Source organism: Sphingomonas sp. BE138 (assembly GCF_031456125.1).
Lineage (GTDB): Bacteria > Pseudomonadota > Alphaproteobacteria > Sphingomonadales > Sphingomonadaceae > Sphingomonas.
Map to the genome: position 1 here is coordinate 43,832 of NZ_JAVDUC010000015.1, position 25,031 is coordinate 68,862.

Sequence of the window (25,031 nt, forward strand, 5' to 3'; positions counted from 1 at the left end):
GGGATCTCAAAAATCCAGCTCGGGTTCGCCTGGCGACTCAGGGTCAGGCGGCGCGATCCCCTCGCGCAACTCGCGCCTGGACAGGTTCTCGGGCGCCGAGAGCGGCCTCATACCGCGCGACGGATCGACGCTCCCGGGGCGGCCAGGATCGGGGCTGTCCGACCGCTGACCGGCCTCTTGCTCGGGCGCGGTCCTGCTCGGCTCGGCCGTCGAGGACGGCACGAGAGCCGGAGCCTCTTCGCTGCCTGTCGATCGAAACCGTGCTTCCGGCTGCTCCGGAGCGGAGCGGCTCGATCGCGCGCCGGTGAGGCGGAACGGGGTCTCCACGGGTTTCTCGACTGGCCGGCGATCCCGGTCCTGGTTTTCCCCTGTTGCGGCGGCTCTTTCGGGCAGGTCGGCGACCGTGTTCGGTGCAGGCCCATGCCCTGTCCGGTCGCTGCTCGGGCCCGGTCCCTGGTCGCTCGCACCTGACGTCTGGCCGCTATCGCTTTCCGGCTCCGAGATCCTGTCCCCCCTCGCTAGCCCGCGCCGCTTCGGGTCGATCGGACGCGGTTCGAACGGAGCGCTGACATCGGGGAAGGGGACATAGCGGAGCTGGATAGGCGCTGCGGGAAAGCCATCGGGGAACTTGAGATAGCCCTGGAGCCGGGGCAGGTTCATCAGCTGATCGGGGAGCAGTAACGGCTCGATCTGGCGCCGTGGCGTGAGGCTCACCGCATCGCGCGCATTGTTGTAGCCGTAGCTATAGCCTTCCTCCATTTCGCGGAACTGGCGATGGCCGACAAAGTCCGAGCACCAGGTGGCGGACTCGCGGTCGGCCGTGGCGAGCACGAGCTTGGTGCGGGCGAGCGCCGCCAGCGTCATCGCCATGTTGTCGCCATAGGTCTCCTTGAGCTTGGCGTAAGCGTGGACCCCGACGACGATCGCACCGCCATAATTGCGGGCGGTCTGGAGACCCTTCTCCAGCGCCGGCAAGCGATGGAGAGCGCCCAGTTCGTCGAACAGGAACCAGAGCTTCAGATCCGAGGTGCGCGGCCCCGCCATGAGCGTGTTCATGGCCGTATCCATCCAGACGGTGAGCAGGCGCGAGGCCACCGCCATGTCCACATAGCGCGCCGAGACGAACAGGAAGCTGCCGGGCGCGCCATCGCCCCGGACCCAGCGCCGCACCGAGAACGGCTGGCCCGTGGTCGGCAGCATGCGCAGGGCCTTGGCGTTGGCGTTGAACACCGCCCGGATCGACTCCGCCATGCGGGCGGCCTCGGGCGCGGTCAGCGGGTCGGCCACCGTGCCTTCCATCAGGCGGTGCACATGGGCGAGGCTGGCGGTCATCAACTCGGTCGAGAGCGCCTCATTGGTGGCGCGCCCTTCGGCGACCAGCTTGAGGCACATTTCGACGAAGAGCATGCGCGCGGCGAGGACCCAGAATTGCTCGGCACCACCGCCGTCGTGGGGTACCAGCGCTTCCGCCGCCGCGGTGAAGGCAGCTTCATCGGGGCAGTCCTCGAACACTGACCATTGCGGGCAGCGCGCATCGAGCGGATTGAGAATCACGTCCCGCGCGGGCTCGTGGAAAGCTTCGATGAAGGCGCCGGTGAGGTCGAAGATCACGGCACGGTGACCGCGCTCGCGTACCTGGCGGAGGAGGTCTCGGAGCGCGACCGTCTTGCCCGTTCCGGTGGTACCGATCAGCATCGCGTGGCTCTGTTCCAGGCGCCACGGAAAAGGAACGCCGGCAAGGTGGTAGGGCTCGTAAAGGTTCGCTTCGCGTCGCTCGGTCGCCGAGGCGAGCCGCCACCCACGGCCCAGCAGGCGACGGTATTCCGACGCCTGTTCGGCCCGATTGTGCGCCTCGATCTCACCTATCAGTGCCGGCAGGGTCGAGAGTGTTGCACCCCGCTCGTGGCGGCTCTCCTTCGAGCGTCGACCGAACCACGCCGCTGCCCAGCCGAAGGCCAAGGTGGCGGGGGCGGTGATCAGGGCCGCAACGAGCGCGCCGCTGCGTGCCGCCGCCATGCACTTGGCCCAGGCCGCGACCATCAGGGGGTGGTTCGCCGCACGGGCGATCGGCACCAGAAGGGGTCCGCCATCGCGCGCCAGATTGACCGGCTTGCTGAGATCGAACTCGAACCAGGTATAGCCGGTGACGTAGATCCGCATCCAGCACAGGTAGCTATCCGCGTCGTTGAGCGCGGCGGTCACGCGCCACCAGATGAGGCCACCAAAGGTGGCGAGCGCGAGTAGCAGCGGCCCTTTCAGGCCGGCCGCGAACATGAAGCTGAAATGGCCGATCAGCTGGCTGCCGCGGGTGAAGTTAACGAGCTTATGCCGCATGGGGACGACCCTCCTCGGCGAGGCGCGCTTTCCACAGGCGGAGCATCTCGTGGCGGAGCTCGGGATCGGGCTGGGCGGCGAGCAGGCCGTCGACCGCGATGGCGATGTAGAGGACGAGGTCGAGCACCTCGTCGACCCGCTCGCGCGCACCAGACAGCTCGTTGGCAATCAGTCGCCGGACAATTTTGCCGACGTCGGTTTGACGCGCTTGGGCAAGCGCAGTGAGCTCAGCGCGCATGCTGCTGCTGAGCCGAATGGCTATGAGTTCATGGTACGACACGTGCAACTCCATCCAGCCGGATGGAGCGTGGTCGCGCTTCGCAAGGCAGTGTCGGATTAGCAGATCGGCGGGGCTGTAGGAAAACGCTTTGTTCGGTGGAGCTGCCGACGACCGCAGCCAATCTCAATGGCTTAGCGAAGTATAACGCCGTCTAACGAAATGCGTAAGCCTGTATAACAGGTATTGGGGAGCGTATTCAGCTGCTTCCCCTGCGGCTGCGCCGCGTAGGGTGTGCTCCCTTTGCGCCATATCGTCGACGTGCTGCGGTCGGGATGGATGGACTGACGATCGGGTCTTGATCGGGGTGCCCGGTGGGATCGCCGTCGCGAACCTTGGCTCGGGAAACGGGGTGTGATCAGACGGAAAAGGACGCGGCAGGCTGCTCAGGGAGAGGGACGCTGCTCTGGACGAGCAAAGCGAGAGAGGCTGCTTGGCCCCTCTCGCCGGCTTAGTTTTCGTCGCTGCGGCCGGCAGCCACGCTGTGGACGATCCGGTCGACCAGGTCTGCCATCAGGGTCTCGTAGTCACCTTCGTCGGCGACCCAGTAGCAGCCATCGTCGGTGCGGATGATGTGCTGGTCGAAGTAGCTGTAGGGCGCCCTGGCGGCGGCCTTGGCGTAGGCGGCCATATAGGCGTCGTGGTCCGCAATGGCGGCGGCGGTGGTGCTGATCGGGCTGTAGAAAGTCATCGTCCATCCTCTCAAGGTTCAAGTGAAAGACGGCGTCTGAGGGACAGCGGGGAAGACCGGGGGTCAGGGACCGCTCCGTCAGGAGCGGCCGCGTCAGCGGCGATGGGGGTCACGATTTTTCCGGCCGCGCGCTGACGCCAGCGGTGGAGCGCGAACCTTGATCGGCCGGAAAAATGGTGGGGCCCCGTCGTCCTTGAGGCCCGGTCTTCGCCGCTGTCATGCTTCCCTATGTCGAGCGAGTAGAAGAGCTCGGCCGGCGCGGGTTCGATGCCCGCGGCGGCCGATTGGATGCGGCACGCTGGAGGGGTGGGACCTGACCGGGTCGCCCACAGAAATCCCTTTCCTACAGGTACGCAGCTAGGCGAAGAGAGGATCGGAAGGGGCTTCGACCGACAGGAGAATGGTCGTGGCCAAGAAGAAGCCGAGCGCGCTGGATGCGCTCACCCGACATGACGAAGAATAGCGCCTGCTCGAGAGCCGGCGCGAGGAGCTGCGGCGTGCTGCCGCGCTCGAATTGGGGCTGATCGCGCTCGATGCCGGCGGCGGTGCCCTGGGTGCCGAAGGCTTGAGACAGGCGATCCGCCTCGCGCTCAAGGGGAACGGCGGCGAGCCCGCTCCCGACAAAATTCGATCGCAACCGGGCATGGTGCACCCACCGGTGAAGGGAGAGGCCAATGCCTGACCCGATCACCCGTGAGCCGATGAGCGATGTGGCCGAGGTCATCGCGATGCTGGCCGATCCGGCGACCAGCTACTGGCTGCGCGATGCGATCGTCTCAGCCTGCCGGCGCGATCCGTTCGACGCCGAGCGGGATGCGCTGGCGCTCGCCGGCCTGCTGACCCGCCGGCTCGATGCGATCGTCACGCGGCACTTCGGCAGCCCTCGCCAGGCATGACGAAGGCGCCCCGGCGGCGGTGCCGCCGGGGCGTATTTCGGGCCGTCAGAAGGGCAGGTCGTCGTCGATGTCGTTCTGGCCGGAAGGCTCGCCGCCACTCGCCGACTTGCCGCGGCTGAGGAACTGGACATCCTCTGCGATGATCTCGCAGCCGTACCGCTCGACCCCCTCGCGATCGGTCCACTTGCTGTAGTGGATGCGGCCGCGCACCGACACCAGCATGCCCTTGGTCGCGTATTGCGCGACCGTCTTGCCGAGGCCGTTGAAGCAGGTGATGCGGTGCCACTCGGTCTCCTTGGCGGTGTAGCCGTTCGCATCCTTGAAGGTCTTGCCCTCCTGATCGCGCTTGGGCCGGCTGGTGCCGAGGCTGAGGGTGGTGACGCGGGTCTCGCCGCGGGTGGAGCGGGTCTCGGGATCGGTGCCGAGATTGCCGACGAGAAGAACGGTGTTGGTCATGGCGCTTGCTCCTTTCGGATCGTCGGGACCGTCCCGATCGACGGAGCCCCGGCCATGGCGAGGCAGCCGGGCAGAGGCACCGAGCGGCCCGCAGGGCCGGGAGGGGAACCCTGGGAGACCAGGCTGGCGCGGGCAGCGGAGGCGAAGCCGGAGCAACACGGGCCTGGTCGGGAAGGGTTGCCTGTGCTCGCGCCCGCCATAGGGGTGAGCAGTCGATGGGAACGGTCCTGGCCTGGCCGGATCGCGGGCGCCCGAGAGTGCTACCGTCTGGTGCTGGAGGTTCGCGCCGATCGACACAGACGGTTCCCGCCATAGCGGGCCCACGCCAGCGCATAGCCGTCCCGTACCATCGCGCAGGAGAGGTCGCCGACTTGCTGAGAACGGCACAAGGCGCCGGTCCGATCACCCTTCGCTGAACCGTTCGACACGCAGGTGAGAGGGGAACCACGGACCACGATGTGACCGGTGCGGAGCGTGCCGCGGGCCTCGCCCAGCAGGGTGACGAGATGGTCGCGCGCGGCGCGCCCGCTCGCCTTGGGACAGGGATGTCCTGGCCGGCAGGTCTCGTCCATCTCGCGGGCGGCGATGCCCTCCAGCCGAATGCGCGGCCCTTCCGCACACCAGATCGGACCGTCCCCGTCCCAGACCGCGACGGGTGTGCAGGTGAAGGTGGCGCCTGGGGCGACGACGCTGGCGAGGAGCAGAAGCGGGATCATCGCCGATGCTCTTACGCAAGGGTGCACGACAGGCCACCTCCAGCGGGACCGCGCCGACAGGCGAGCGGTTTGAGGCGGCAAGGGAGCGAGCTAGTGAGGACGGAATGTCGCTGATAAAGCCTGTCAGCGAGACCGCGCTCTATGCGCCGATCAAGCGCTTCCTCGAGCGTCATGGGTTCGAGGTGAAGGGAGAGATCTGCAGCTGCGACATCGTTGGGCTGGCACCTGGCGAGCCGCCGCTCGTGGTCGTCACCGAGCTCAAGCTGTCCTTCTCGCTCGAGCTGCTGCTGCAGGCGGTCGAGCGGACGCGCTCGTCCGACATCGTCTATGTTGCGGTGCCGGCGACGCGCCGCGGCCGGGACCAGGACCGCCGGGTGCATCGGCTCTGCCGGTTGCTGGGGCTGGGCCTGCTCGCGGTCGACCTGCGACTCGGCACGGTCACCGTGCTCGCCGAGCCTGCGCCCTACCGGCCGCGTCCGAATCTGCCGCAGCGACGGCGGCTGGTGCCGAGCATCGCCGTCGGAAGGGCGACCCGACCCAGGGTGGATTGACCCGCCAGCCGATCATGACGGCGTATCGCCAGCGCACGATTGCGTGCGCCCAGGCGATGCGGGATGGACCGAAGCGCCCGAGGGATCTGCGCGGGCTCGCGGAGGATGCGGGCGCTATCCTGCTGCGCAACGTTTATGGCTGGTTCGAGCGCGTGGAGAAGGGGCTTTATGCGCTGTCCGAGAGTGGTCGGCTCGCGATCGGCGAGAGCGAGAAGAGATCGTCGCCAACCCCGGAGCAGGAAGCGGCATAGCCTGCAGCCGGGAAAGAAGGGCGCCGCCGAAGCGGCGCCCGGAAGGGCTCAAGCCGCGACCGCTTCGCCCGAGGTACGGGCGTGGTGCTTGGGGTTGGTGCCGAGCGGACCACGCCGGTCGACGACGGCGATCCCGCGCTCCTTGGCCTGGATGACGAGCCGCTCCAGCACGCCGTTGCCGGCGAACGCGACGACGTAGCGCGGCTTCAACCCGACCATCTGCTCGTTGCGGCGGAAGCCTGCCCGAGCGCCGAGCCGGGTGTCGAGACTGAACGCGATCTGCGGTATCTTGTGACGCTCGGCCCAGGACGCCGCGAGCCGGTCGGCACCCTTGCCATCGCCGCCATGGACGAGGACCATGTCGGCGACATTGGCGCGCACCCGGTCGAGCGTGCGCCAGATCGCGTCGCCATAGGCCTTGGCATCGTCCGCGCTACCGAAGCTCAGCCGTCCGCCGGCAAAGACGACGGGCGTGCCCTCGGGCATCGCGGCCCGGCGCTTGCCCTCGGCACGCGCCTTCAGGAACTCGCGTCCCTGCACGACTGCGGACGTGCTCAGCGCGTCGTGGCTGAGCCGCGATCCGCCCGCCGGCTTCCAGGACGAGCCGGTCTCGGCGAGGTAGAGCGCGGCTGCCGTTTCACGAAGTGCCTCCAGCGCCAGCATCTCGCCTTCGGCCGCTTGGGCGCGCTCGACCTGCTGTTCGAGTTCAGCGGTGTGGACCTCCGAGCCGTCGTTGGTTGCAAGCAGCAGCCGGATCTCATCGGTCGCCCGGTCGATGCGGGTCGAAGCCTTGGCAGCGGCGCGATGGAAGAGGTTCACGAAACCCCAGCCGAGCTCCTCGGCCTGGTCCTCGAGGATGGTGTCGGTGAACAGCGCGAACAGGTCTGACCAGACGGCGGCGAGCGTCTGGTCGATCGCCTCCGGCTCAGGTCGGGCGAGGGGACGCGCGCCGGGATCGCTGGCGATCGAGAGATGCCCGAGTTCGAGCGCAGCGAGCTGGGCGGCAAGGGTGGTCGGCATGAGAGGTCTCCTGTCAGACGCCGCGGATCTGCGGCGACGCGTGCCTTCCCACCCGGCGGCATCAGGGCCGGGCGCACCCCCGCGACAAGGCTGGCGCGGGCCGCCTCGCGCGGGCACCAGCCCAAGCGAGGCAACACGGGCCGCAGGCGGGCGGGTTGCGCCTGGACCGCCGGCGGGTAGAGGGCCTCTCGCGCCCGCACCGCGGCACTGGCCGGACCTCGTATCCGGCTCTCAGGCGACGAGCCTCGGCTGGCTTTCGGGCAAGCATGCCAGCCCGATCTCGCGCGCAATCCGTGCCGCCAGCCGAACGTGGTCGACCAGCTCGGTCATACGAGCCCAATGGTTGCGCTCGCCGACATAGTCGGACCGGCCGCGGCAGCGGCGGAACAGGATCTCGCCCGGCCCGAAGCCGCCGATCGAGACCTGGCAGTAGAGCTCTTCCCCGTGGAGGATGACCTCGCCCGACACCGCTGGACCGCCAGCACAGACGCGAATGTCGTATCGGCCGCGCTCGAGTTGCAGCGCGTCGGCAAGCCGCTTCAGCGCCCGCCGTGCTTCCGTGTGGAAGGTCCGCTTGGCGTCAGCGTCATGATCGACGCCGCGCGCGGCGAGCAGGGTCAGCAACGGGGTGCGCGCAATCTCGGCCAAGGCATCGCCGCAGAGCGTGCGAAGGGCCGGCCGATCCGGCATCGTGGTCGTCGCGACAGCCCCGAGATGCTGGGCGAGCAACACCACGGCGGGGTCGGTCTCGAATGGCTTGCCGGCGTTGCGGCAGTCCTTGGCAGCGGCCTGGATGGCGTGGAGGCAAGCAGCAATGGTGTCGAGGCCGCTCGGATCGAGCGCCTGCGCGAAGCGGTAGCCGACATCGTAGGTCATGAGGAAATCTCCCGAGGAGAGGAGGTGCAAACAGCGATCCTTTGCGGGCCGCCGAGAGGGTGCGGGTCAGGCGGCGAGCGACAGCTCGGCGGGGCGCTCGGCGCGGCCGAGCTTCAGCAGATAGGCGGAGGCCTCCTCGGCCTTGGCGGCCGCGGTCAGGATCGCGCGGGCATCGGTCTTGAGGACCTTGAGCCAGCTGCCGAGATAGCTCGCATGATCGTCGAGATGGTCGACTGGCAGCCCAAGTTCGGCGCCGATCATCGCCGAGGCGAGCTCGGCGACCAGCTCCTCGACGGCGTAAGCGTCGCTCCCGAAGCGACCACCTAGCGAGCGGTCCAGTCGGCTTCGGTGTCCCGTCCAGTGCGCAAGCTCATGCGCCAGTGTCGACCGGTAGAGGTCGCGCGTCCGGAACTGCGACACCTCCGGCATGGTGATCTGGTCGGTCGAGGGCATGTAATAGGCCTCGCTGCCACCGTGGTGCAGCAACGCCGGAATAGCGGCGAAGAAGGTGTCGAGTTCGCGATCACGCGCAGTCGGTTCGGGCAGCGACACGGGCTCGGGCCGGAACCGCTCGGGCAGCCCATTGATTTGGTCGACGTTGAAGACGGTAAAGCTCTTCAGCACGCGGCGCGCCTCGTCTTCGCGCTCGCCCGTCGCGGGATCCTCAATCTCCTTGGTATAGCTCTTGTAGAAGATGGCGAGCGTACCGCGCTCGCCCTTGCGCACCTGGGCTCCGAGCAGCTGTGCCTGGTGGTAGGTCATCCAGGTCGGCGAGCCGAAGCCGCGTGATTGTGCCGCCATCCAGAGCCAGATGACGTTGACCCCTCGATAAGGCGTTCCGCAGACGCGCAAGGGCCTGGAGACAGGACCGCCGGTCCAGGGTTGGCGCCATGGCCTGACGCCAGCCTCCAGGCGTTCGATGATGGCGTTGGTGATTGTCTCGGCGGGGCTGGTCGGCGGGGTGGATCGGCTGTGGGGCATCGCGCGGCTCCTCTGATCACGAGCCGGATCGGCTCGCCCCGGCGACAGCCGTCTCCCCTCTCTCGCGAAGCCGAAGAAAAAGGGGCGACCTCGAGGTGGAGGCCGCCCCAGAATGCCGCGTGCCGCTCAGGCAGCGTCGCGGTCGATCACGTCGCTGACATGATCGAGCTCGGTCGCGCTGGCGTCGGCATTGCCCGGCAGCGTGGCCGGATCGCCGTCGGCTTGGCCGCCAGGCTCGGGTGCGAAGAGCATCGCGGCCGGCAGCCACGCCCGTGCCGCCTGCTTGGTGCTGACCTCGCCGATAAAGTCGCCAGCACAGATCTTCTCGCAGGTGGCGGCGAGGTCGGCCTTCTTGGCATTGCCGTAGCGCGCGGCAAGTGCGGGTCCGTCGATCTCGGCCAGCGCGTCGAACATGACGGGCTTGGTGACCTTGTCGAAGAAGTTTGCCGCTGTCGGCCGCCACCAGGCGGCGACGTCGATGTCGAGCAGACGGCCCAGATGATCGTGGAAGCGGCAGCCGCCAGTGCCCGTACCCGCAACGCTCGCCTCGAGACTGCCGGCAACCGCGTGACCGAGCCATGCCGCTCGTTCGTCGGGGCCGAGGGCACGAAAGGCGTCGAACCGCGCCTCGGCGGTGTCGAAGGTGGTCCAGCTGCGGTCGAGCGCCTGGTCGGTTTCCGCGCGAGCGAGGGTGGCGGGCGCTTCGGGCGTCTTGAACCCGATCACCGGCTCCTGAGGCGGCCGGGCGCTAAGCGACGAGCCGTACCGCTCCGCCCCGTGGCCGGGCTTGCGGTCGACCATCAGGAAGATTGCGAGATCGAGTGCGAAGTCCGGGTCTGCCGCGACATGGACCGCGAGGATGTCGCGGCGTTGGATCGCGAGCTCGTCGGTCAGCCGCTGCGAGAGACCGACGGCGCGTGGGGCAGGTTCGCCCGCGTCGTTATCGGCGTCGTCGGGCCCATTCTCTTCCTGCGGCGTCCGCTCGACGTAGAGCGTCTGGTGCAGCCGCGGCGTGCCGTCGGGGCCGAGGACGAGGAAGGCGCCGATCTGGGGCCGCAGCGCCTCGTCGAGCACCGGCGGCTTGTCGGTGATCGCCTCGACCGCCTTCTCGATGGTCTCGAGCTCGACTTCGGCCTGTGCACGGTCCTCGTCGCTGCTCGCCTCGTTTTCCAGCAGGGCGATCTTGTCCGCTGCCTGAGCCTCAAGCGTTGCAACCTGCTCCTGCTCGCTGTCGGTCAGCGCCGCGGGCTCGAGCTCGACCCGCTCGAGACCTTCGGTCTGCTGCCAGTCGACATAGCGGTCGAGCGTTGGGCGGATCCAGGCATAGCCGGTCTCGGCCGCGAGCGTCGCGGCGGCGTCGTCCATCTTCTCATTGGCGAGCCGTTCGAGGATGGCGATGTCGAGCCAGCGGGTAGAGGTGTCGTCGGCGAAGAGATCGCGGTCGATGCGGCCGCCCGCTGCGAGGTAGGCGTCCTCGCCGACAAGCCGGGCGCGCGGATCGGCGGCGGAGACGGTCGCCTGCGTCATCATGCGCCGAATGCTGTCCGGGTGCGCCCCGCCATAGCCACGGCTCATCTGGTCGAAGACATGCGCCTGCCGCTCGCGGTCGGGAGTCGAGGCATAGGCCTTGGCGATGTCGAGGGTGATCTCGCCGTCGGCGAGTGCCTGAAACACCACCGGCGCGAGGCTCGCAAGCCGGAGGCGGCCTTCGACGAACCGCACGGTAACGCCGAACCGGCGGGCCACGCCGTCGACGTCCGAACCCTGTTCGATGAAGTGCTGGAAGGCGAGGCATTCGTCCGCCGGGTTGAGCGCCAGCTTTTGGAAGTTCTCGGCCAGGCTCGCCTCGGCCACCGCGCTGCCGAGATCGTCGAGCACGAGGCAGGGCACCGCGAAGTCGGCGGCGAGCTTGCCGTCGTCGGCGAGCGCCTTCAGCGCGGCATGGCGACGGCCACCTGCCTCGACGGCGAAGGTGCCGCGCGGCTTCTTGTTGGCGGTCACGATCAGGTTCTGGAGCAGGCCGCGCGCTTCGATGTCGGCGCGGAGCTGGGCGTCGGCGGCGGCATCGCTGCGGCGGCGAACATTGCGCTTGGAGGGCACGAGCTTGGCAAGCGGGATAGTCTGGATCATCGTCTTCACTCCTGGTGACGAGCCCGCGTGCGCTCACGCCGGCTCGCGCCATCCGACGCGTCCTCATCTCTCAAACGGTGCGGGGAATGCCCGATCAGGCGATCAGGCGGCTGAGGCGCTCGTCGAGTGATGCCGCGAAGGGGTTGATCACGACAGTGCCGCGCCACGCGAAGCCGCTCGACATGTCCTCGGAAAGGAGCAGCGCGCATCCTGCCTCGGCGGCGGCGTTGAGGATCAGCGCGTCCCAGAGCTGCAGCTGGTGTGCGCTGGAGAGATCGAGCGCCGAGAGAAAGGCCGAGCTGTTGCTGTCCGCTGTCCCGAACGCTCGGGACATGCGGAGTACCGTCTCGCGCGCTTCCTCGCGTGAAGCACCCGATCGGTTCAGGACAACGTAGAGCTCGCCCAGGACCTGGACCGGGGCGATGAGCGAGGCCCGCCCCCGTAGTTGCCTCAGGAGCGTGCGGCTGGACTCGATCTTTGCGGCATCGTCAGGATGGCGATCGACCCCGGCGATATAAGCCAGGACGTTGGTGTCGAACGCGACACGGCTCACTCGTACAAATCCTCGCGTCGCCAGCGCTGGCCGCTGCGGCGGGGAAGGGCGGAGACGAAATCGAGCAGGGCGTCGATCTCGGGGCCTTGCCGAGCGACATCGTCGACTGGCGTGACCTTGGCGACGGGGCGACCACGTGAGGTGACAACGAAGCTCTCGCCTTCCTGCACCTCGCGGAGCAGTTCGGAGAAGCGCTGGTTCGCGTCGCTGGCGCTGATCGCCCTTTCCATTACCGATCCTTTCTAGTGGTACCACCTAAATAGAGTATAAGCGTCCGCCTGTCGACTGCTCACCGGCCGCCGGACAGGCGCTCGACGATCTCCGCTGCCCTGGTCACGGGGATGAACAACCGGGTCTGGTAGCGGATGATCTCGGTGAAGCAGCCGAGCGCCTTGAGTTCGCCGAGGCGGGCGGGGTCGAAGCCGGCAAGTTCGAGCCGCCGTTCGCCACCAACCAGCGAGCGCTTCAGCTGGGCCGAGAGCGTGCCGGGGATGGCACAGGACCGGCCGGTCTCCAGCACTCCGGACACCAGGGCAGGAAAAGGAACGGCGTGGTCGAGGTCCAGGCCGAAGCGGCGACCCAGCTCAGAGACGGCGGCCGCGGGAACGGGCCTACCGAGGAGCGACCGGCCCTTCTCGTCGACGACCCGCAGCACCTGGACATGGTCACCGGGCAGGGCATCCCAGATCGGCAGAAGCAATCCCGTCGCGAGGTGCATCGTTTCGCTCTGCGTCGATGCCGTCGCCTCCTCGACCTCAGCGTTCCATGCCGCAGCGAAGGCCGTGCTGTCAGCGGGACGCCAGTGCGTTTCCTCGAACTGGCCATGGCCGATATGCTCGCGGCGGAGAGGCCGGACCAGCTCGTAGCGGCGGAGCGGCAGCCCCTCTTCGGTGAGAAGGCTGCGGGCATGCAAGCGGACCGCCGGGCGGCCCGAGCGATCGTTGACGAGGAGGCACGCGCCGTCACGCTCGGCGAGCCGCAGGGCCGCCTCAAACCGGAGCGGGCGGGGCCGCCGTTCGAGATCGAGGGTGAGGAGATGGCTCGTCGCACCGCTCGACGGATCGGTCCGCAGGATACGATCATCGCTCACAGTCAGTGTCTCGACCAGGAGCGTCTCGACACCGACGTCGAGGGTTCCGGCTTCGCGTGCCGCGGCGATCCGTGCCTCGACTAGCCCGAGATACTCTTCGAAGATCGCATTCTGGAGCGCGATCGGAAAGGCGAGGAGCCGGTTGAGCCAGCGCTGGATCGGCGGCAGATCGTCGCGCAAGCCGCCGCCTTCGGTTTCCAGCACGAGCCCGGATCGCGCCTGGAAGTCCGCGCAGGTGATCGACTGGAGCTTGCCGGCGAACAGCAACCGGTACCAGTTCGTGAGAGCGTCCTTGGCATAGTCGCTCTCGAGGTTGTCGGCCGGGTTGAAGAGATTCTGGCCGCCGGTCTGCCGTTGCCCTCGGGTCAGCGCGCCGAGCGCATCGAGTCGCCGCGCGATGGTCGAGATGAACCGGCGTTCGCCGCGCACGTCGGTGGTGACGGGCCGGAACAAGGGGGCGGACGCCTGCGCGCTCCGGTGCGTCCGCCCGAGCCCCTGAATGGCCGCATCGGCGCGCCAGCCGGGTTCGAGCAGATAGTGGATGCGGCGTGCCTGGTTCCTGGCCTTGAGGCACGCATGGTAGCTCCGGCCGGTGCCGCCCGCGTCGCTGAAGACGAGCAGCTTCTTGCTGCCGTCCATGAAGGCCTGCGCTTCAGCGAGGTTGCTGCGCGGCGACCGGCGTTCGAGCCGCTGCTGGCCGGCGCGGTCGAGCACGAGCCGCCGGGTGCGGCCGGTCACCTCCGCGACACTGTCGGCGCCGAACCGCTCGAGAATGGCATCGAGGGCGGTGGCGACCGGCGGCAGCGCACAGAGCTGCTCGACCATGCTGTCCCGCGCCTCGATCGCGGCCCGGCAGTGAACGGGATGGCCCTGGTCATCGACCATGGGTTCGGAGCGGACGTTGCCGTCAGGATCGGTGAAGACCCGCATCTGCCGCGTCGGGAAAGCGCGGACCAGATAGTCGACGACATATTCTTTGCAGTCGAGATTTATGTCGAGCAGTTCCCGCGCAGGCGCGGATTTGCGAGAAGAAGACATCGATTCCACTCCAGATAATTAAGGTGGCGGTGCTCTCTCGTTCTCCACAAACGAGATTGTTCCCGGTCTGGAAGACGCTAAAAGCGAGCTATCTCGGGGGCTTTCCAAATGTTGATTGCTGCACTGCTATTTGCCGCTCAGCCTATCTCAGTGGCTGAAACGGATCGTACCAAGACGACCTATCGCGCGCATCGGTCACCCCTCTGTTCTGAGTGGAGCGCCGTCCGAAACGGTGGCGGTGCAGCCCGATTGATGGAAGCAGCTTACAACAATTGGTTTCACGGCTATGTCTCGGGGTTTAATGTCTATTGGCACCCCCGGTCAGGCAATATCCTAGGCCAAGCGACTTGGAACGAGATAGCCGCTTTCATTGACGTTCAATGTAGCGGAAACCTAACAAAATCCGTCGCACAGGCGCTTGATCCGCTGATGACTGATCTGATTAAGCGACAAGCACACGAGAAAAGGGGGATGCCGCGTCCCTCCGTTTTGACAGTGCAGGTAACATGCCGACAGTGGTCAGATGCGAAGGACGATAAAGTATTGAGGGTGTTTTGGGGTGGCGCGGCACGTGGATATCTTACAGCGTATAACCGTTGGGGCCCTGATAAATCTGGCGACTTTCTTTTGCAGAATAATGATGAATTGATTGATCGATGGATAAGCAATTGGTGTGATAAGCGTTCTTCGTCGACGATTCTTCAGGGAATGGAGTCGTTTATCAAGTATGTAGATAAGGAACGTGCTGCAGGGCGTATCAATCCAGGCTCAACGCCCGCAAATGAATTAGTCGTTCCGATCACATAGGCATGATCGATGGGCCGCCAAAATTTGCGGCCCATGCATAATTAGGCAGTATCACTCATCAACGCATTTCTTGGCACGGCCTTTGTTGTAGATGCCCCGTTTGAATGGCGGACTGACTGACCGGCTTCTTATGTCTTCTAGCATGACGATCAGCGGATCGGCCGGAGGCCTAAACCGGCCTGGTTTGATCATCGGCGACCCATGCGCGGAGAGAATCTGCAGCTTCTCTTCAGGATCGGCACGCAGATAGGCTTCCGTGCTCTGGATACTGGCATGTCCCAGCCAGAGGGCTACTTTCCGGATGTCGCCTGTCGCGGCAAGCGTATGCATTGCGCAAGAATGCCTCAGCACGTGGGGCGTGACCCGCTTGCGTAACAACGATGGCTGCTTCTTCGCCGCCGTCGCGACATGCGTGGCTAGCCTGAACGCAAATCCATCGCGCGTCATTGGTTCGCCCTTGGCGTTGAGGAATATCTCCGGCGCCTGACATTCCGGCCTAACGGCGAGCCAAGCCCGCAGAACCGCTTGGGTCTCGCGCCACAGGGGCAAAACACGCTCGCGTCGGCCCTTGCCAATGATATGGACCGTTGCGAGCGAGCGCTCCGGAAAGTCCTGCATGTGTAGCGACAGCAACTCGGCGACCCGCAGACCGCCAGCGTAGGCGAGGTGCAACATGGCGCGATCCCGGGTGCCCAAGCGAGACCGGGGATCGGGTGCGTCGAGCAGCGCGGTGATCTCTTCCCGTGTCATATAGTCGATCAGGGTCGTGTCGGTCCGCTTTGTCGGGACGGCACGAACACGCAGCGCGAGATCAAGGCATGCTGGGACGCGATACTCGATGTAACGGAAGAACGCCCGGATCGCCGCAAGTCGAGCGTTGCGGGTTCTGGGACTATTTTTACGTGCATTCTCCGCGTGATCGAGGAACGCCATGATAAGTCCGGGATCGAAATCCTCGATCGCCAGGTCAGTAGGTCGCCGCTTCAGGCGGCCGGCTGCGAACCGGACCAGAAGCGCGAAGCAGTTCGCGTAGGTCGTAACCGTATGCGGGCTGACATTGCGCTCCCTAGGAAGATGATCACGCAGGAACGCGGCGAGATGGGGAGCGAGTGCAGTCATGCTGAATCTCCCCGGAAAAGCTGCTCACCTGCGGCGGCGATGTCGCGAAGGAGGACAGGTGTTGCTTCGAGATACCAATATGTGTTGGCCACATCCGTATGGCCCAGGTAGGTGCTGAGCGCCGCCATATGATGCCGGATAGCCTCCCGATCGCGCGGGCAGGACTCCAGCGACCGAACGGCGAAGGTGTGCCTCAGGTCGTGGACGCGAATGCCCGGCGTTCCGGTAGGCCCGCGAAAACCCAGCTTGCGAGCCAATCTGACGAAGACGATGTGAGCGACAATCTGATGCGGTGCGCAGCCTCTTGTGGTGACGAACAGATCATCGCCTTGGGCGTTCAGCCTTCTGCGGATGTCCAGATATGTGTCCAGAGCCGCCCGCGTCGATGGCCGGATCGGCAGAAGGCGTTGCTTGCCGAACTTGCCGTTTCTGATGACGAGGCCATCGTCGACAACATCGACACGCTGGAGCGCGAGCGCCTCGGATATCCGCAGACCCGTCGTCGCCAGCAAGCCGAACAGATAGTGGTAGGTATGCGGGCTGATCTTGCCTTTAGGAGGAAGATCAAGGGCGGCCTGCATGATCGCTCTGAGTTGCTCAGGCTCGATGATATGTGGCGTCGGGCGGCGGCGCTTCCCTCTCCCAAAGACGCCTGCAGGCGGCACTTGGTGTTCCCGATCCTCGGCATGGGCATAGAGACAGAAGCGGCGCAGATGGTCAAACCTGTCCCTCGCCACGTTCTGGGAACTGGCTGACCGGCACCAATTGTAGAGCCGCTCGAGCGTGACGTGCTGATCGCCAAAACGATGAGCATAGTTGAAGAAGAGGTGGAGGAACCGCTCCTGCACGTCAAACTTACGGCCGAAGCTGCGATGCAACGCGACATACCGCTCGATTTGCGCCTTCATCATGACGCGTCTCCCGGCCAATCTTGGGCAACCTTGAGCAGCATCGGGACGTCGACCTTGGCGTAGATGGCCGTTATGGCCGGGGAACGGTGGCGCAAGATCGTGCCGACCGTCTCTAAGCCGGCCCCGGCGCGCAGCATACGTGTCGCCAGGGAATGCCGGAAGGCATGCGCACCCGTCGGCACGCCCTCAATGGCGCCCCGATCAAATACGCGCCCTACAATGCCGGCGATCTCGGACGACGATCTGAACGGCCGAAAAGGAGGCTGCACCCGAACGAACAACCGCTCTTCATTAATCGGCGGGCGCGCCCGCCCGATATAGTCGAGGATCGCGTTCCCGGCATCTTGTGGCAATGGCAGGCGGTCGGATCGTCTGCTCTTCCCGCTCACCCGAAGGTGTCCGTCGTTCCAGTCGATATCGGTCAAGCGCAACTGGCAAATATCACCTGCTCGCAATCCGAGCCTGGCGAGCAGCAAGATGATGGCTTTGTCGCGGATCTCCACTGCGGTATCGGTCTGGCAAGATGCGATGATCTTCTCGACCGTCGCCTCATCCATGTAGCGTGGCAGGGTGCCGAGCCGATAACGCCTGATGGGTGGAAACGCATACTGGAGCGCGGGCTCGCACTCGCCCCGCGAAATGAGGAAACGGACATAGCTGCGCATGATGCCTGCAATGGTTGAGGCTGAACCTGGCGCCTCGGCAATGCGATGGCTGACGATCCGCCTGATGATGCTCGCGTCAGGTTCCGAAGGCGTGGTCAGTTCCGGCAGCCAGTGCTTCACTTCTGCGCAATAGCGCTGGATCGTCTTGGGAGAGCTACCACAGTGAGACTTCAGCCATTCCCTGTAGGCGGCCAGATTATCATCCTGATGCCCTTGGCAATCGACATGCGAGAGAACGCTCCGATCGCGGAGAAACCCGAGGAAACGCCGAGCGCCTTTACTGCGCCGAAGCGGTCCATGGTGACCGACCAGCGTTCCGCGCTTGCGGTAAACCGGGCATCTACAATTGTGACCAGCATACTCGGCAACATGTACCTCGGTGACATCTTCCCACCGCAGGCGAATAACCCGGACCCAAGCGGCAAAGTGCGCCGCCTCTGACCGATAGCTCTTGATGCTAGCCGCGCTGTAATGCTCCTGTACCAAGAACGTCGCGAAATCCGCCAATAACGTGTCCAGATGATCGATATCATCGGGCACGAGGACGAGGCCTTGATCCTCCAGAAAGCGAACGAAGCGACGAACCTTGCTGATGAAGGTCGGCCGATTGGGCTTGTGACGGGAAAAGCCGTGACAGCGACAGCTGTGCTTCTCGAAACGTCGGACGACAGCGTCATCGACGGTTGTCACCGCGATGCCTTGTTGCTCAATCCAGAATAGGAAATGGCGAGCGGCCGCTTTGTAAAGCGCTGCTGATCCTGCCGCACTCCCCAGAAGAGAAGAGTGGAAGGCGGTGGCTAGAGCATCCGAGGTGGGAGCATCTCCCATCCAGGGTTTGGGCCGTTCGTACGAAACGACAGTCTTGGGCAACATCATAGTTCCTCCAGCTTGTTGGGGCTGGGATCACTTTAATTATCTGGAGTGGAATCGATGTCTTCTTCTCGCAAATCCGCGCCTGCGCGCGAACTGCTCGACATAAATCTCGACTGCAAAGAATATGTGTTATCTGGATCTCCGGATAACACATATTCGCGCGGCGAAAGGTCGATCTCGAGCGTCTCGCGCTCGGCTGGATCCAGGTGGGCGAGCCGGCGGTCGAGCATGGCTTCGGACGTCGAGACGAGCTGCACGACGACCGCGTTCCCGTTCTCCAGATCGGTCGCGATCGCCGGCAGCAGGCTCGGCAGCTTGGCCGAGAGCAAGAGCTGGGCGAAGAAGCGCTGCTTGACGCTCTCGAAGCGGGAGAGCGCGGACGACTTGGCATTGGCGTTGAGGGTCGAGCCCGACGCGCTGTCGACCACGCGGGTCGCTTCGAGCGCGGCGCCAAGATTGCGGTGAATGATTGCCCAGGCCTCGGCGTAGGCGTCGTAGACGCGGACCTGCTCGGAGGTGAGCGCATGCTCGAGGAGATCATATTCGACGCCGGCGAACGAGAGGGCCCGCGCGGTGTAGAGGCCGAGCGCCTTCAGGTCGCGCGCGACGAGCTCCATCGCCGCGATGCCGCCGGCGCGGACGCCGGTGATGAACGCCTCGCGGGTCGCGAACGCCGTTCCGGGCCCCCACAGGCCGAGCCGGCTGGCATAGCTCAGGTTGGCGACATCCGACGCACCGGTCGCCGAGACATAGAGGACGCGGGCGCGCGGCAGGCGGTTCTGGAGCCTTAGCCCTGCCAAGCCCTGTTCCGAGCCCTTAATGCGACCGCGCGAACCCTCGCCGCCGGCGGCGTTGGCGAGCGCGTGCGCCTCGTCGAACGCGACCACGCCCTCGAAGCTCTCGCCCGCCCAGTCGAGGATCTGCTGGAGACGGGTGACCTCCTCCCGTCCCGAGCGGAGCGTCGGATAGGTGACGAAGAGGATGCCTTGGTCGAGCGTGATGGGCGTGCCGAGCTTCCACTGCGAAAGCGGCTGCACGTCGAGGCTCATGCCGCCGAGCGCGCTCCAGTCGCGCCGCGCGTCCTCGAGCAGCGCCTCGTTCTTGCTGAGCCAGATGTGCCGCTTGCGCCCCCGCGCCCACTGATCGCGGATGATGCCGGCAATCTGCCGGCCCTTGCCCGCACCGGTGCCGTCACCGAGGAAGAAGCCCTGTCGATAGGCGATCCCGTCCTCCGCCATCGTGAGGTCGGTGCCGGCCTGGTCCGCGACGAAGTGGCCGGGCAGGTCGCGCTCGAAGGCACCGCCGGCATAGACGAGCGTCTCGAGCTGCGCGGCCGACAGCAGGGCTTGGCGCACGACGCCGGAGGGCAGGAGAGGCTGGTAGGCCGGCTTGGGCGCGGCGATCGATCCCATGGCGAGAGATTCGACGAGCGGCGTCGGATGCTCTGCAGCCCCGGGCAGCGCCAGGCGGCTTGGGCGCCATGCCATGTAGATGCCGGCCGGCTCGCCTTCTGGTGCGGGATCATCGAGGGTCACCACCTCGATCGGCTGCTCACCGTCGGGCCCGACAGCGCCCGGCTGTGGGCGCGGCGTCGGGGTTTGTGACTGGCGGCGGAACAGAGACAGCCGCGTGCGCGGAGTAGGCGGCATCGGGTCGCTCGGGCGCGCGCGAGCAGGCAGGTGTTGGATAGCGTCCAGCAACGCTGGTAAGTCGGGCATCTCCAGCTCGGCTGGACCCTCATCAGCGGCCGGAAGCTTGTCGAGGACCAGCAGGCGGACGGCAATGCCGGTTCCGTGTTTCACGTACAGGCCGCGGGGCAGAACCGCATCAAGGCGGATGGTCGCTTCCGATCCAAGCATCTGGCGGTCGAACCAGGTCGGCATGATCGCAACCGCGCGTCCGCAGCTTTTGAGGCGGCGGAGGCTGGCCTGGAGGTGCCGAGCGGCCGCATGCCGGTCGACCGGGCGGCCGAAGGAGCGCGCAAAGGGCGGGTTGATCAGGAGAATGTCGGCTTGGACATCGATTGGCAGCAGATCGTCGACGAGTTCGCCGTCGTGATCGCTGATCCGGGCCTGTGGAAAAGCCAGTTGGAGACAGTGTCGGCGACCGGGATCGATCTCGTTCAGCACGAGGGCGGCCCCGAGCTTCGCCGCTGGCCAGACGAGCAATCCGGTGCCGGCGGAGGGTTCGAGCACGGTGTCGGAGGAGCGGAGTTGTGCCGCCACGCTCATCGCCCACGCGATCGGGGCAGGGGTGGAGAATTGCTGGAAGACGAGCTGGTCTTCGGTGCGCACCGTCTGTGTCGGCAGCCGGCGGCCCAGATCGATCAGAGCGTCCAGCGCGACCGACGGGCTGGAGAGGTCCATGCCCGCACCGGCTGACCCCAGCCAGAGCACTTGCGCGAGTTCGAGCGCATCGTAGGCGTGGCGCATCGACCAGCCGCCATCGGCGGCGGAGCGGCCTGTCGCGGAGGCAAGCAGGTCCCGCAGCAGGCGAGCGTCGATCGTCTCGCTGGCCTGGAGGAAGTCGCAAAGGCGATGCGCGACGGCGAGGACGGGATCGGCAGGAGCTTCGAGGCGAAGCGCGGCAGCGGTCATAGCAGAGACTCCGGCCCGGCCGGCTCCAGCGCCGACGTCGGGGCACGAAGTGTCCGATCTCCTCCCCTCTATCGTCCGGTCGTCATCCTGCCCCGAGGAGGTGCGCGCAGGACATCGTTCCAGTCCGCACCGGGCTGGGCCGGGTAGCGGGCCTCGATGCGCCGGCCGGCGAAGCGCTCGCGCGCCACCGTCTCGGCTTGGTGCCCGGCGGCATCATGGTCGAGAAACAGAATGATCTCCGTGACCGACGCGGGAAGAGTGATCCGCTTGAAGCGTTCGGCTCCGAGCGTGGCCCAGCAGGGCACGCCAAAGAGTCGGGAGGCGGAGAGGGCGGTTTCGATACCTTCCGCCAAGCCGAGGCGATTGCTCGCCGACACGAGGCGGACGAGACCGCTGCCGAGTGATCCCAGCGCGGCACGTGCCGGCTGGCGGGAGGAGAGGGATAGTCCATCCCGACTGAGGAACGTCCGGTGCACGGCGACGAGCCCGGTCTCGTTAGTCACAGCCGCGATCATCGCCGGCAGAAACCGTGTGAGCGGCTGCCGCCCTTGCGGTGTGCGCGGATGGAAACGAAGCGCCGAGGTCCCGATGAGCCCGCGTCCCGCCAGATAGCGCGATGCAGGACTGTCACGGAGCGGGCGTGCCTCGGACCAGAGCCGCTCCACTGCGGGCTTTCGTGTGTCGATTGGCTCGTCTGTGCCGAACACCACGCGCGCACCGCCGGGAAGGCGGAGCGCCGCAATCGCGTCGAGCACATCGCGTGTCTCGCAGCCGGCGAAGCAATGGAACAGCAGTCTCCTTCGACCCGGGCGGACGCTGAGCGATGGCGTCGCATCGGCATGTGCCGGGCAGCGGCACATGCCGCCCCGGGGCGTCCAGTGGCCGCCGAGCGCCTCGACGATGGTGCGACCGCTGTCGGCGCCGCTGGCGAGGTGGGGATCGTGAAAGTTCATAAGGGCTCTCGTTGTCTGTGACGCGCCCCGCGCCGCCGCCTCCACTCCCTTCAGCTTAGCGCTTTCCTACAGCAGCACGTTCGCACTATGTTCCGGTTCGAGGAAGAGGAAAATGCATGATGCGAGGCGATGATGATCCGAACCTTCTTCCCCGCCGCGGCAGTGCTGCTGGCCTGCGCCTCACCCGCACTGGCGCAGCACACTGACGCGGAATTGAGTTCAGCTGAGGCGGACGATGCTTCAGCTGCCGTTTTCGAGCTGATCGAGCACCGAACGGCCGCAGCACGATCATTTTCTGCTGCGGTCGCCGATCCCCCAGTCATGACCGTCTCTGCGACGAGAGCCGCACCGCCGAGAGGACGCGAGCGGTTCCTCGCGTTTATCCGTGCCGCCGAGCTTCGCCACGCGCTGCCGAACGGTTTGCTCGATGCACTGATCGCGGTTGAATCAGCCTACCAGCCCGGCGTAGTCAGTCGCGCTGGGGCCATGGGTTTGGCGCAGCTGATGCCCGCGACGGTGCGGGCGCTGGGTGTCCTCGATCCATTCGACGCTCGCATGAACGTCGATGGTGGGGCTCGCTTCTTGAGAGCCATGCTCGACAAGTTCGGATCGGTGACACTGGCGTTGGCCGCTTACAACGCCGGGCCTGCGGCTGTCATGCGGGCGCGCGGCATTCCCGCAAACAGCGAGACGCCAGCCTATGTTCGCAAGGTCTTGTCGGCTTGGCGAGTGGGGAGCCTCTGACATGCGCGAGCTCCTGGAGCGTCCCGCGTCACGCCCCGTTCTGCAGCAGCCAGGCATGCACATGCGCGTGAACGCGCCGACGTGGCCGGCGGCCGGCCCGCAGGTCGAATACGAACCGAGGATCATGGACGACGATGCGGCCGAACCGGGTCGGGCTGAGGCCCACCCGTGCCAGAAAAGTCTCAATCCTCGGCAGCAGATCCCCGTCCATGCGTCGCGACTCGCTTTACTTCGTTCACGTTCTGTTCTATACCGTTGCTCCGGTGCTGTAGGAAATCCCCTATGATGATCGCCACGATCGAACACCCGCGCGAGGCGCTCCAACGGCTCATTGAAGAGCGCAAGGAGGAGTATGCGGCGCTCTCGCGCATGCTCGGCCGCAATCCGGCCTACATCCAGCAGTTCATCAAGCGGGGGACGCCCAAGCGCCTCGACGAGAAGGATCGCCGCCTTCTCGCCAGCTATTTCGGCGTCAAGGAGACGGTGCTCGGTGGCCCTCAGGAATGGGAGAAGCCGACGCTCCAGCAGGTGCCAGTGCTCGATGTCTACGCGTCGGCCGGCTACGGAGCTGCCGACTTTGGCGAGGCGCGCCGGACGTCGATCGGCTTTGATCCGCGCTGGCTGCGCGAGCGCACCAAGGGCTCGGCCGATGGTCTGTCGATCATCCAGGTCAAGGGCGACTCGATGGCGCCGACGCTCGCCGATGGCGACGACGTGCTGGTTGACCGCAAGGATGGCGTGAGCCGGTTGCGGGACGGCATCTACGTCCTGCGGCTGGACGATAGCCTGATGGTCAAGCGGTTGGCGCGGCAGCCCTCTGGGCGCGGCATCTCGATCAAGAGCGACAATCCCGACTATCCGAGCTGGCAGGACATCAATCCCAGTCGGATCGACATCGTGGGACGCGTGCTATGGTTCGGTCGCATGCTGAGCTGATCGGGCCAGCCCGGTCACAGGTGTCAGCATGAAGCAGATGAGCCTGCACGTCGTCGGCGCGAACCATCCCAATGCGGACGGAGGCAATCGGCGCTTCGAGATCCTGCTTTGCGTGCCCGGCGAACCGATCGAGTTGGTGCCAGAGCCGAAGAACCCGGCGGACCCCAATGCGATTGCGGTGTTCAGCAGCCGGAATGTCCAGATCGGCTATCTGACTGCGGACCGCGCTCCCTGGATCGGCGGCATGCTGCGCAACGGCCGCCCGATCGAAGCGATCTTCCAGGCCGCCACGCCTGCCGGTGCTGCCATCCGGATCGGGTTCGACGGCGACCATCCCATTTTGCCGCCCGCGGACGCGACCCGTGCCACACCACCAGATCCGGCCACGGTCGAGTTCTGGCCAGACGAGATCTACCCTAATGACTGACTTCGCTTCTCTTGCCGTTGAAGGCCAGCACACGCCCGGAAACCACCTTCCAAGTGGCTCGGCGGTACATCCGATATTTGAGGAGGCGTGGGCGATCGCAATCGATCTGCGCCGCGATCTCGGCTTGTCCGAGGCGATCGCCTGGGCAGACTGATATCTGGAGGAGGTGCGGGAGAAGGAAAGCTCGACCGCCGCCGCGCGCTGGGTGGTCGTGATCAGTGCTTTGGCCGAGCTGGCCCGATCAAGCGTGCACTGACGATCGCTCATTGGGATAGCTGTCTAGCTCGCTAGGCTCGGCTTGCTTGGCTAAGCTCGGCAGCATCGGCAGGATCGGCTCTGAGCTACCGTCCTACTCCATAGCTCATACGGGTATACTCGACGGAGCTGAGGGTCCCCCGGTTTCTCATCCAGGTCGAGAATGAGTTTCCGGCGTTCATTCGGCCGCGATCTTGGCCGCGGCAGCAGCATATTCGACCGGCGTCAGCCAGCCAAGCGATGTGTGAGGGCGGCTCTCATTGTAGTCCCGCCGCCAGGCCTCGATCTTGGCCCGCGCGTCCTCCAAGGACAGGAACCAGTGCGTGTTCAGGCACTCGTCTCGCAGGCGACCGTTGAACGATTCCACGAAGGCATTGTCCGTCGGTTTGCCTGGACGGCTGAAGTCCAGCGTGACGCCGTTCTCATAGGCCCAGCGGTCGAGCGCCTTCGAGATGAACTCCGGCCCGTTGTCGACCCGGATGGTCCTGGGCGCACCGCGGATCGACGAGATCCGCGCCATCACCTCGACCACCTGCTCACCCTTGATGCCCTGGTCGACGTCGATCGCCAGCGCCTCGCGCGTGAACGCGTCGACTACCGTCAGCGCGCGCAGGCGCCGGCCGTCGAACAGCGCGTCGGAGACGAAGTCCATCGACCACATCTCGTTCGCCGCCGCGGCCGCGGGTTGTCGGTCACGGTTGGCGGCGCTGACGTTGCGTCTGGGCTTCTTGAGCCGAAGGCTCAGTCCATCTTCCCGATAGAGCCGATAGACCCGCTTGTGGTTCACGAACTGTCAACGGCGGAGCAAAATCCGGCCACGGTGGCGGTGTAAAAGTAGGCCAGCGGTCGAGGCGTGATGACGACATGGAAAGGGCCCCGATCGG

General features: G+C 66.0%; 27 protein-coding genes and 1 pseudogene. 9 read left to right on the plus strand and 19 right to left on the minus strand.

The genetic code is table 11. From position 1 onward, the window contains the following. Window positions 1-6 precede the first annotated feature (6 nt). The 3 genes from J2Y58_RS16110 to J2Y58_RS16120 form a co-directional block, all read right to left on the minus strand. The gene (locus J2Y58_RS16110; protein WP_310105194.1) at window positions 7-2,334 is read right to left on the minus strand and encodes a type IV secretion system DNA-binding domain-containing protein; all 2,328 of its coding nucleotides are present in this window, start codon (window positions 2,332-2,334) and stop codon (window positions 7-9) included. After that, entirely contained in the window at window positions 2,324-2,614 is a 291-nt protein-coding gene (locus J2Y58_RS16115) for a hypothetical protein (RefSeq protein WP_310105196.1), read from the minus strand. Before J2Y58_RS16115 ends, J2Y58_RS16110 begins: the two co-directional genes overlap by 11 nt. 448 nt (window positions 2,615-3,062) lie before the next feature. Continuing rightward, window positions 3,063-3,302 carry a hypothetical protein gene (locus J2Y58_RS16120; protein ID WP_310105198.1) on the minus strand — a complete coding sequence of 80 codons (240 nt, stop codon included), beginning with the start codon at window positions 3,300-3,302 and terminating at the stop codon, window positions 3,063-3,065. A 466-nt stretch (window positions 3,303-3,768) separates the two neighbouring features. Here J2Y58_RS16120 and J2Y58_RS16125 point away from each other — a divergent pair, with 466 nt between their 5' ends. Next, window positions 3,769-3,984, plus strand: coding sequence for a DUF6437 family protein (locus J2Y58_RS16125; protein WP_310105275.1), 216 nt, complete (start codon window positions 3,769-3,771; stop codon window positions 3,982-3,984). Further along, window positions 3,977-4,198 carry a hypothetical protein gene (locus J2Y58_RS16130; RefSeq protein WP_310105200.1) on the plus strand — a complete coding sequence of 74 codons (222 nt, stop codon included), beginning with the start codon at window positions 3,977-3,979 and terminating at the stop codon, window positions 4,196-4,198. Before J2Y58_RS16125 ends, J2Y58_RS16130 begins: the two co-directional genes overlap by 8 nt. A 45-nt stretch (window positions 4,199-4,243) precedes the next feature. Here the strand turns inward: J2Y58_RS16130 and J2Y58_RS16135 are convergent, their stop codons facing one another. Both J2Y58_RS16135 and J2Y58_RS16140 read right to left on the minus strand, forming a co-directional pair. After that, window positions 4,244-4,654, minus strand: a complete 411-nt coding sequence (locus J2Y58_RS16135) for a single-stranded DNA-binding protein (RefSeq protein ID WP_188660981.1) — start codon at window positions 4,652-4,654, stop codon at window positions 4,244-4,246. A gap of 260 nt (window positions 4,655-4,914) precedes the next feature. Further along, window positions 4,915-5,370, minus strand: a complete 456-nt coding sequence (locus J2Y58_RS16140) for a hypothetical protein (RefSeq protein ID WP_310105205.1) — start codon at window positions 5,368-5,370, stop codon at window positions 4,915-4,917. Between the two features lie 104 nt (window positions 5,371-5,474). On the opposite strand from J2Y58_RS16140, the gene J2Y58_RS16145 reads away from it, so the two are divergent. Both J2Y58_RS16145 and J2Y58_RS16150 read left to right on the plus strand, forming a co-directional pair. Next, a complete protein-coding gene (locus J2Y58_RS16145) occupies window positions 5,475-5,921 on the plus strand; it encodes a hypothetical protein (protein ID WP_310105208.1) in 447 nt (148 codons plus the stop codon). Then, entirely contained in the window at window positions 5,918-6,172 is a 255-nt protein-coding gene (locus J2Y58_RS16150) for a DUF2161 family putative PD-(D/E)XK-type phosphodiesterase (RefSeq protein WP_310105210.1), read from the plus strand. The genes J2Y58_RS16145 and J2Y58_RS16150 overlap by 4 nt, the downstream gene beginning before the upstream one ends. A 48-nt stretch (window positions 6,173-6,220) precedes the next feature. Here J2Y58_RS16150 and J2Y58_RS16155 read toward each other — a convergent pair whose 3' ends face one another. From J2Y58_RS16155 to J2Y58_RS16185, 7 genes are all read right to left on the minus strand, one after another. Next, window positions 6,221-7,192, minus strand: a complete 972-nt coding sequence (locus J2Y58_RS16155; protein WP_310105214.1) for a DUF2493 domain-containing protein — start codon at window positions 7,190-7,192, stop codon at window positions 6,221-6,223. Window positions 7,193-7,423: 231 nt separating this feature from the next. Then, window positions 7,424-8,068: a hypothetical protein gene (locus J2Y58_RS16160; RefSeq protein WP_310105217.1), complete on the minus strand. Its 645-nt coding sequence runs from the start codon at window positions 8,066-8,068 to the stop codon at window positions 7,424-7,426. 66 nt (window positions 8,069-8,134) lie between these two features. Then, window positions 8,135-9,049: a zincin-like metallopeptidase domain-containing protein gene (locus J2Y58_RS16165; protein WP_310105219.1), complete on the minus strand. Its 915-nt coding sequence runs from the start codon at window positions 9,047-9,049 to the stop codon at window positions 8,135-8,137. 126 nt (window positions 9,050-9,175) lie between these two features. After that, window positions 9,176-11,179 carry a ParB/RepB/Spo0J family partition protein gene (locus tag J2Y58_RS16170; protein ID WP_310105222.1) on the minus strand — a complete coding sequence of 668 codons (2,004 nt, stop codon included), beginning with the start codon at window positions 11,177-11,179 and terminating at the stop codon, window positions 9,176-9,178. Window positions 11,180-11,273: 94 nt separating this feature from the next. Then, window positions 11,274-11,732 (minus strand): PIN domain-containing protein, encoded by a 459-nt coding sequence (locus tag J2Y58_RS16175; RefSeq protein ID WP_310105225.1) that lies wholly within the window; start codon window positions 11,730-11,732, stop codon window positions 11,274-11,276. Continuing rightward, window positions 11,729-11,962, minus strand: coding sequence for a type II toxin-antitoxin system prevent-host-death family antitoxin (locus J2Y58_RS16180; protein ID WP_310105228.1), 234 nt, complete (start codon window positions 11,960-11,962; stop codon window positions 11,729-11,731). The genes J2Y58_RS16175 and J2Y58_RS16180 overlap by 4 nt, the downstream gene beginning before the upstream one ends. 59 nt (window positions 11,963-12,021) lie before the next feature. After that, the gene (locus J2Y58_RS16185) at window positions 12,022-13,869 is read right to left on the minus strand and encodes a strawberry notch C-terminal domain-containing protein (RefSeq protein ID WP_310105231.1); all 1,848 of its coding nucleotides are present in this window, start codon (window positions 13,867-13,869) and stop codon (window positions 12,022-12,024) included. Between the two features lie 243 nt (window positions 13,870-14,112). On the opposite strand from J2Y58_RS16185, the gene J2Y58_RS16190 reads away from it, so the two are divergent. Beyond that, window positions 14,113-14,667 carry a hypothetical protein gene (locus tag J2Y58_RS16190; RefSeq protein WP_310105234.1) on the plus strand — a complete coding sequence of 185 codons (555 nt, stop codon included), beginning with the start codon at window positions 14,113-14,115 and terminating at the stop codon, window positions 14,665-14,667. A gap of 51 nt (window positions 14,668-14,718) precedes the next feature. Here the strand turns inward: J2Y58_RS16190 and J2Y58_RS16195 are convergent, their stop codons facing one another. The 5 genes from J2Y58_RS16195 to J2Y58_RS16215 form a co-directional block, all read right to left on the minus strand. After that, window positions 14,719-15,786, minus strand: coding sequence for a tyrosine-type recombinase/integrase (locus J2Y58_RS16195; protein WP_310105237.1), 1,068 nt, complete (start codon window positions 15,784-15,786; stop codon window positions 14,719-14,721). After that, the gene (locus tag J2Y58_RS16200; RefSeq protein WP_310105239.1) at window positions 15,783-16,697 is read right to left on the minus strand and encodes a tyrosine-type recombinase/integrase; all 915 of its coding nucleotides are present in this window, start codon (window positions 16,695-16,697) and stop codon (window positions 15,783-15,785) included. The genes J2Y58_RS16195 and J2Y58_RS16200 overlap by 4 nt, the downstream gene beginning before the upstream one ends. Beyond that, the gene (locus J2Y58_RS16205) at window positions 16,694-18,238 is read right to left on the minus strand and encodes a tyrosine-type recombinase/integrase (RefSeq protein ID WP_310105242.1); all 1,545 of its coding nucleotides are present in this window, start codon (window positions 18,236-18,238) and stop codon (window positions 16,694-16,696) included. Before J2Y58_RS16205 ends, J2Y58_RS16200 begins: the two co-directional genes overlap by 4 nt. A gap of 32 nt (window positions 18,239-18,270) precedes the next feature. After that, window positions 18,271-20,832: a strawberry notch-like NTP hydrolase domain-containing protein gene (locus J2Y58_RS16210; protein WP_310105246.1), complete on the minus strand. Its 2,562-nt coding sequence runs from the start codon at window positions 20,830-20,832 to the stop codon at window positions 18,271-18,273. 68 nt (window positions 20,833-20,900) lie between these two features. After that, complete coding sequence (locus J2Y58_RS16215; protein WP_310105249.1) at window positions 20,901-21,785, minus strand: toprim domain-containing protein; 885 nt, start codon at window positions 21,783-21,785, stop codon at window positions 20,901-20,903. Between the two features lie 129 nt (window positions 21,786-21,914). On the opposite strand from J2Y58_RS16215, the gene J2Y58_RS16220 reads away from it, so the two are divergent. Beyond that, entirely contained in the window at window positions 21,915-22,529 is a 615-nt protein-coding gene (locus J2Y58_RS16220; RefSeq protein ID WP_310105252.1) for a lytic transglycosylase domain-containing protein, read from the plus strand. A gap of 28 nt (window positions 22,530-22,557) precedes the next feature. Here the strand turns inward: J2Y58_RS16220 and J2Y58_RS16225 are convergent, their stop codons facing one another. Beyond that, window positions 22,558-22,740, minus strand: coding sequence for a hypothetical protein (locus J2Y58_RS16225; protein WP_097064856.1), 183 nt, complete (start codon window positions 22,738-22,740; stop codon window positions 22,558-22,560). An 86-nt stretch (window positions 22,741-22,826) separates the two neighbouring features. Between J2Y58_RS16225 and J2Y58_RS16230 the strand changes: the two genes are divergently transcribed. Genes J2Y58_RS16230 through J2Y58_RS16240 form a run of 3 tightly spaced genes read left to right on the plus strand, consistent with a single transcriptional unit; the run spans window position 22,827 to window position 24,046 of the window. After that, window positions 22,827-23,465 (plus strand): S24 family peptidase, encoded by a 639-nt coding sequence (locus J2Y58_RS16230; RefSeq protein WP_310105277.1) that lies wholly within the window; start codon window positions 22,827-22,829, stop codon window positions 23,463-23,465. 28 nt (window positions 23,466-23,493) lie between these two features. Then, entirely contained in the window at window positions 23,494-23,892 is a 399-nt protein-coding gene (locus J2Y58_RS16235; RefSeq protein ID WP_310105259.1) for an HIRAN domain-containing protein, read from the plus strand. Continuing rightward, a complete protein-coding gene (locus J2Y58_RS16240) occupies window positions 23,885-24,046 on the plus strand; it encodes a hypothetical protein (protein ID WP_310105262.1) in 162 nt (53 codons plus the stop codon). The genes J2Y58_RS16235 and J2Y58_RS16240 overlap by 8 nt, the downstream gene beginning before the upstream one ends. 279 nt (window positions 24,047-24,325) lie before the next feature. Here the strand turns inward: J2Y58_RS16240 and J2Y58_RS16245 are convergent. Further along, window positions 24,326-24,934, minus strand: a pseudogene (locus J2Y58_RS16245) (IS3 family transposase); the annotation flags it as partial. Window positions 24,935-25,031 lie beyond the last annotated feature (97 nt).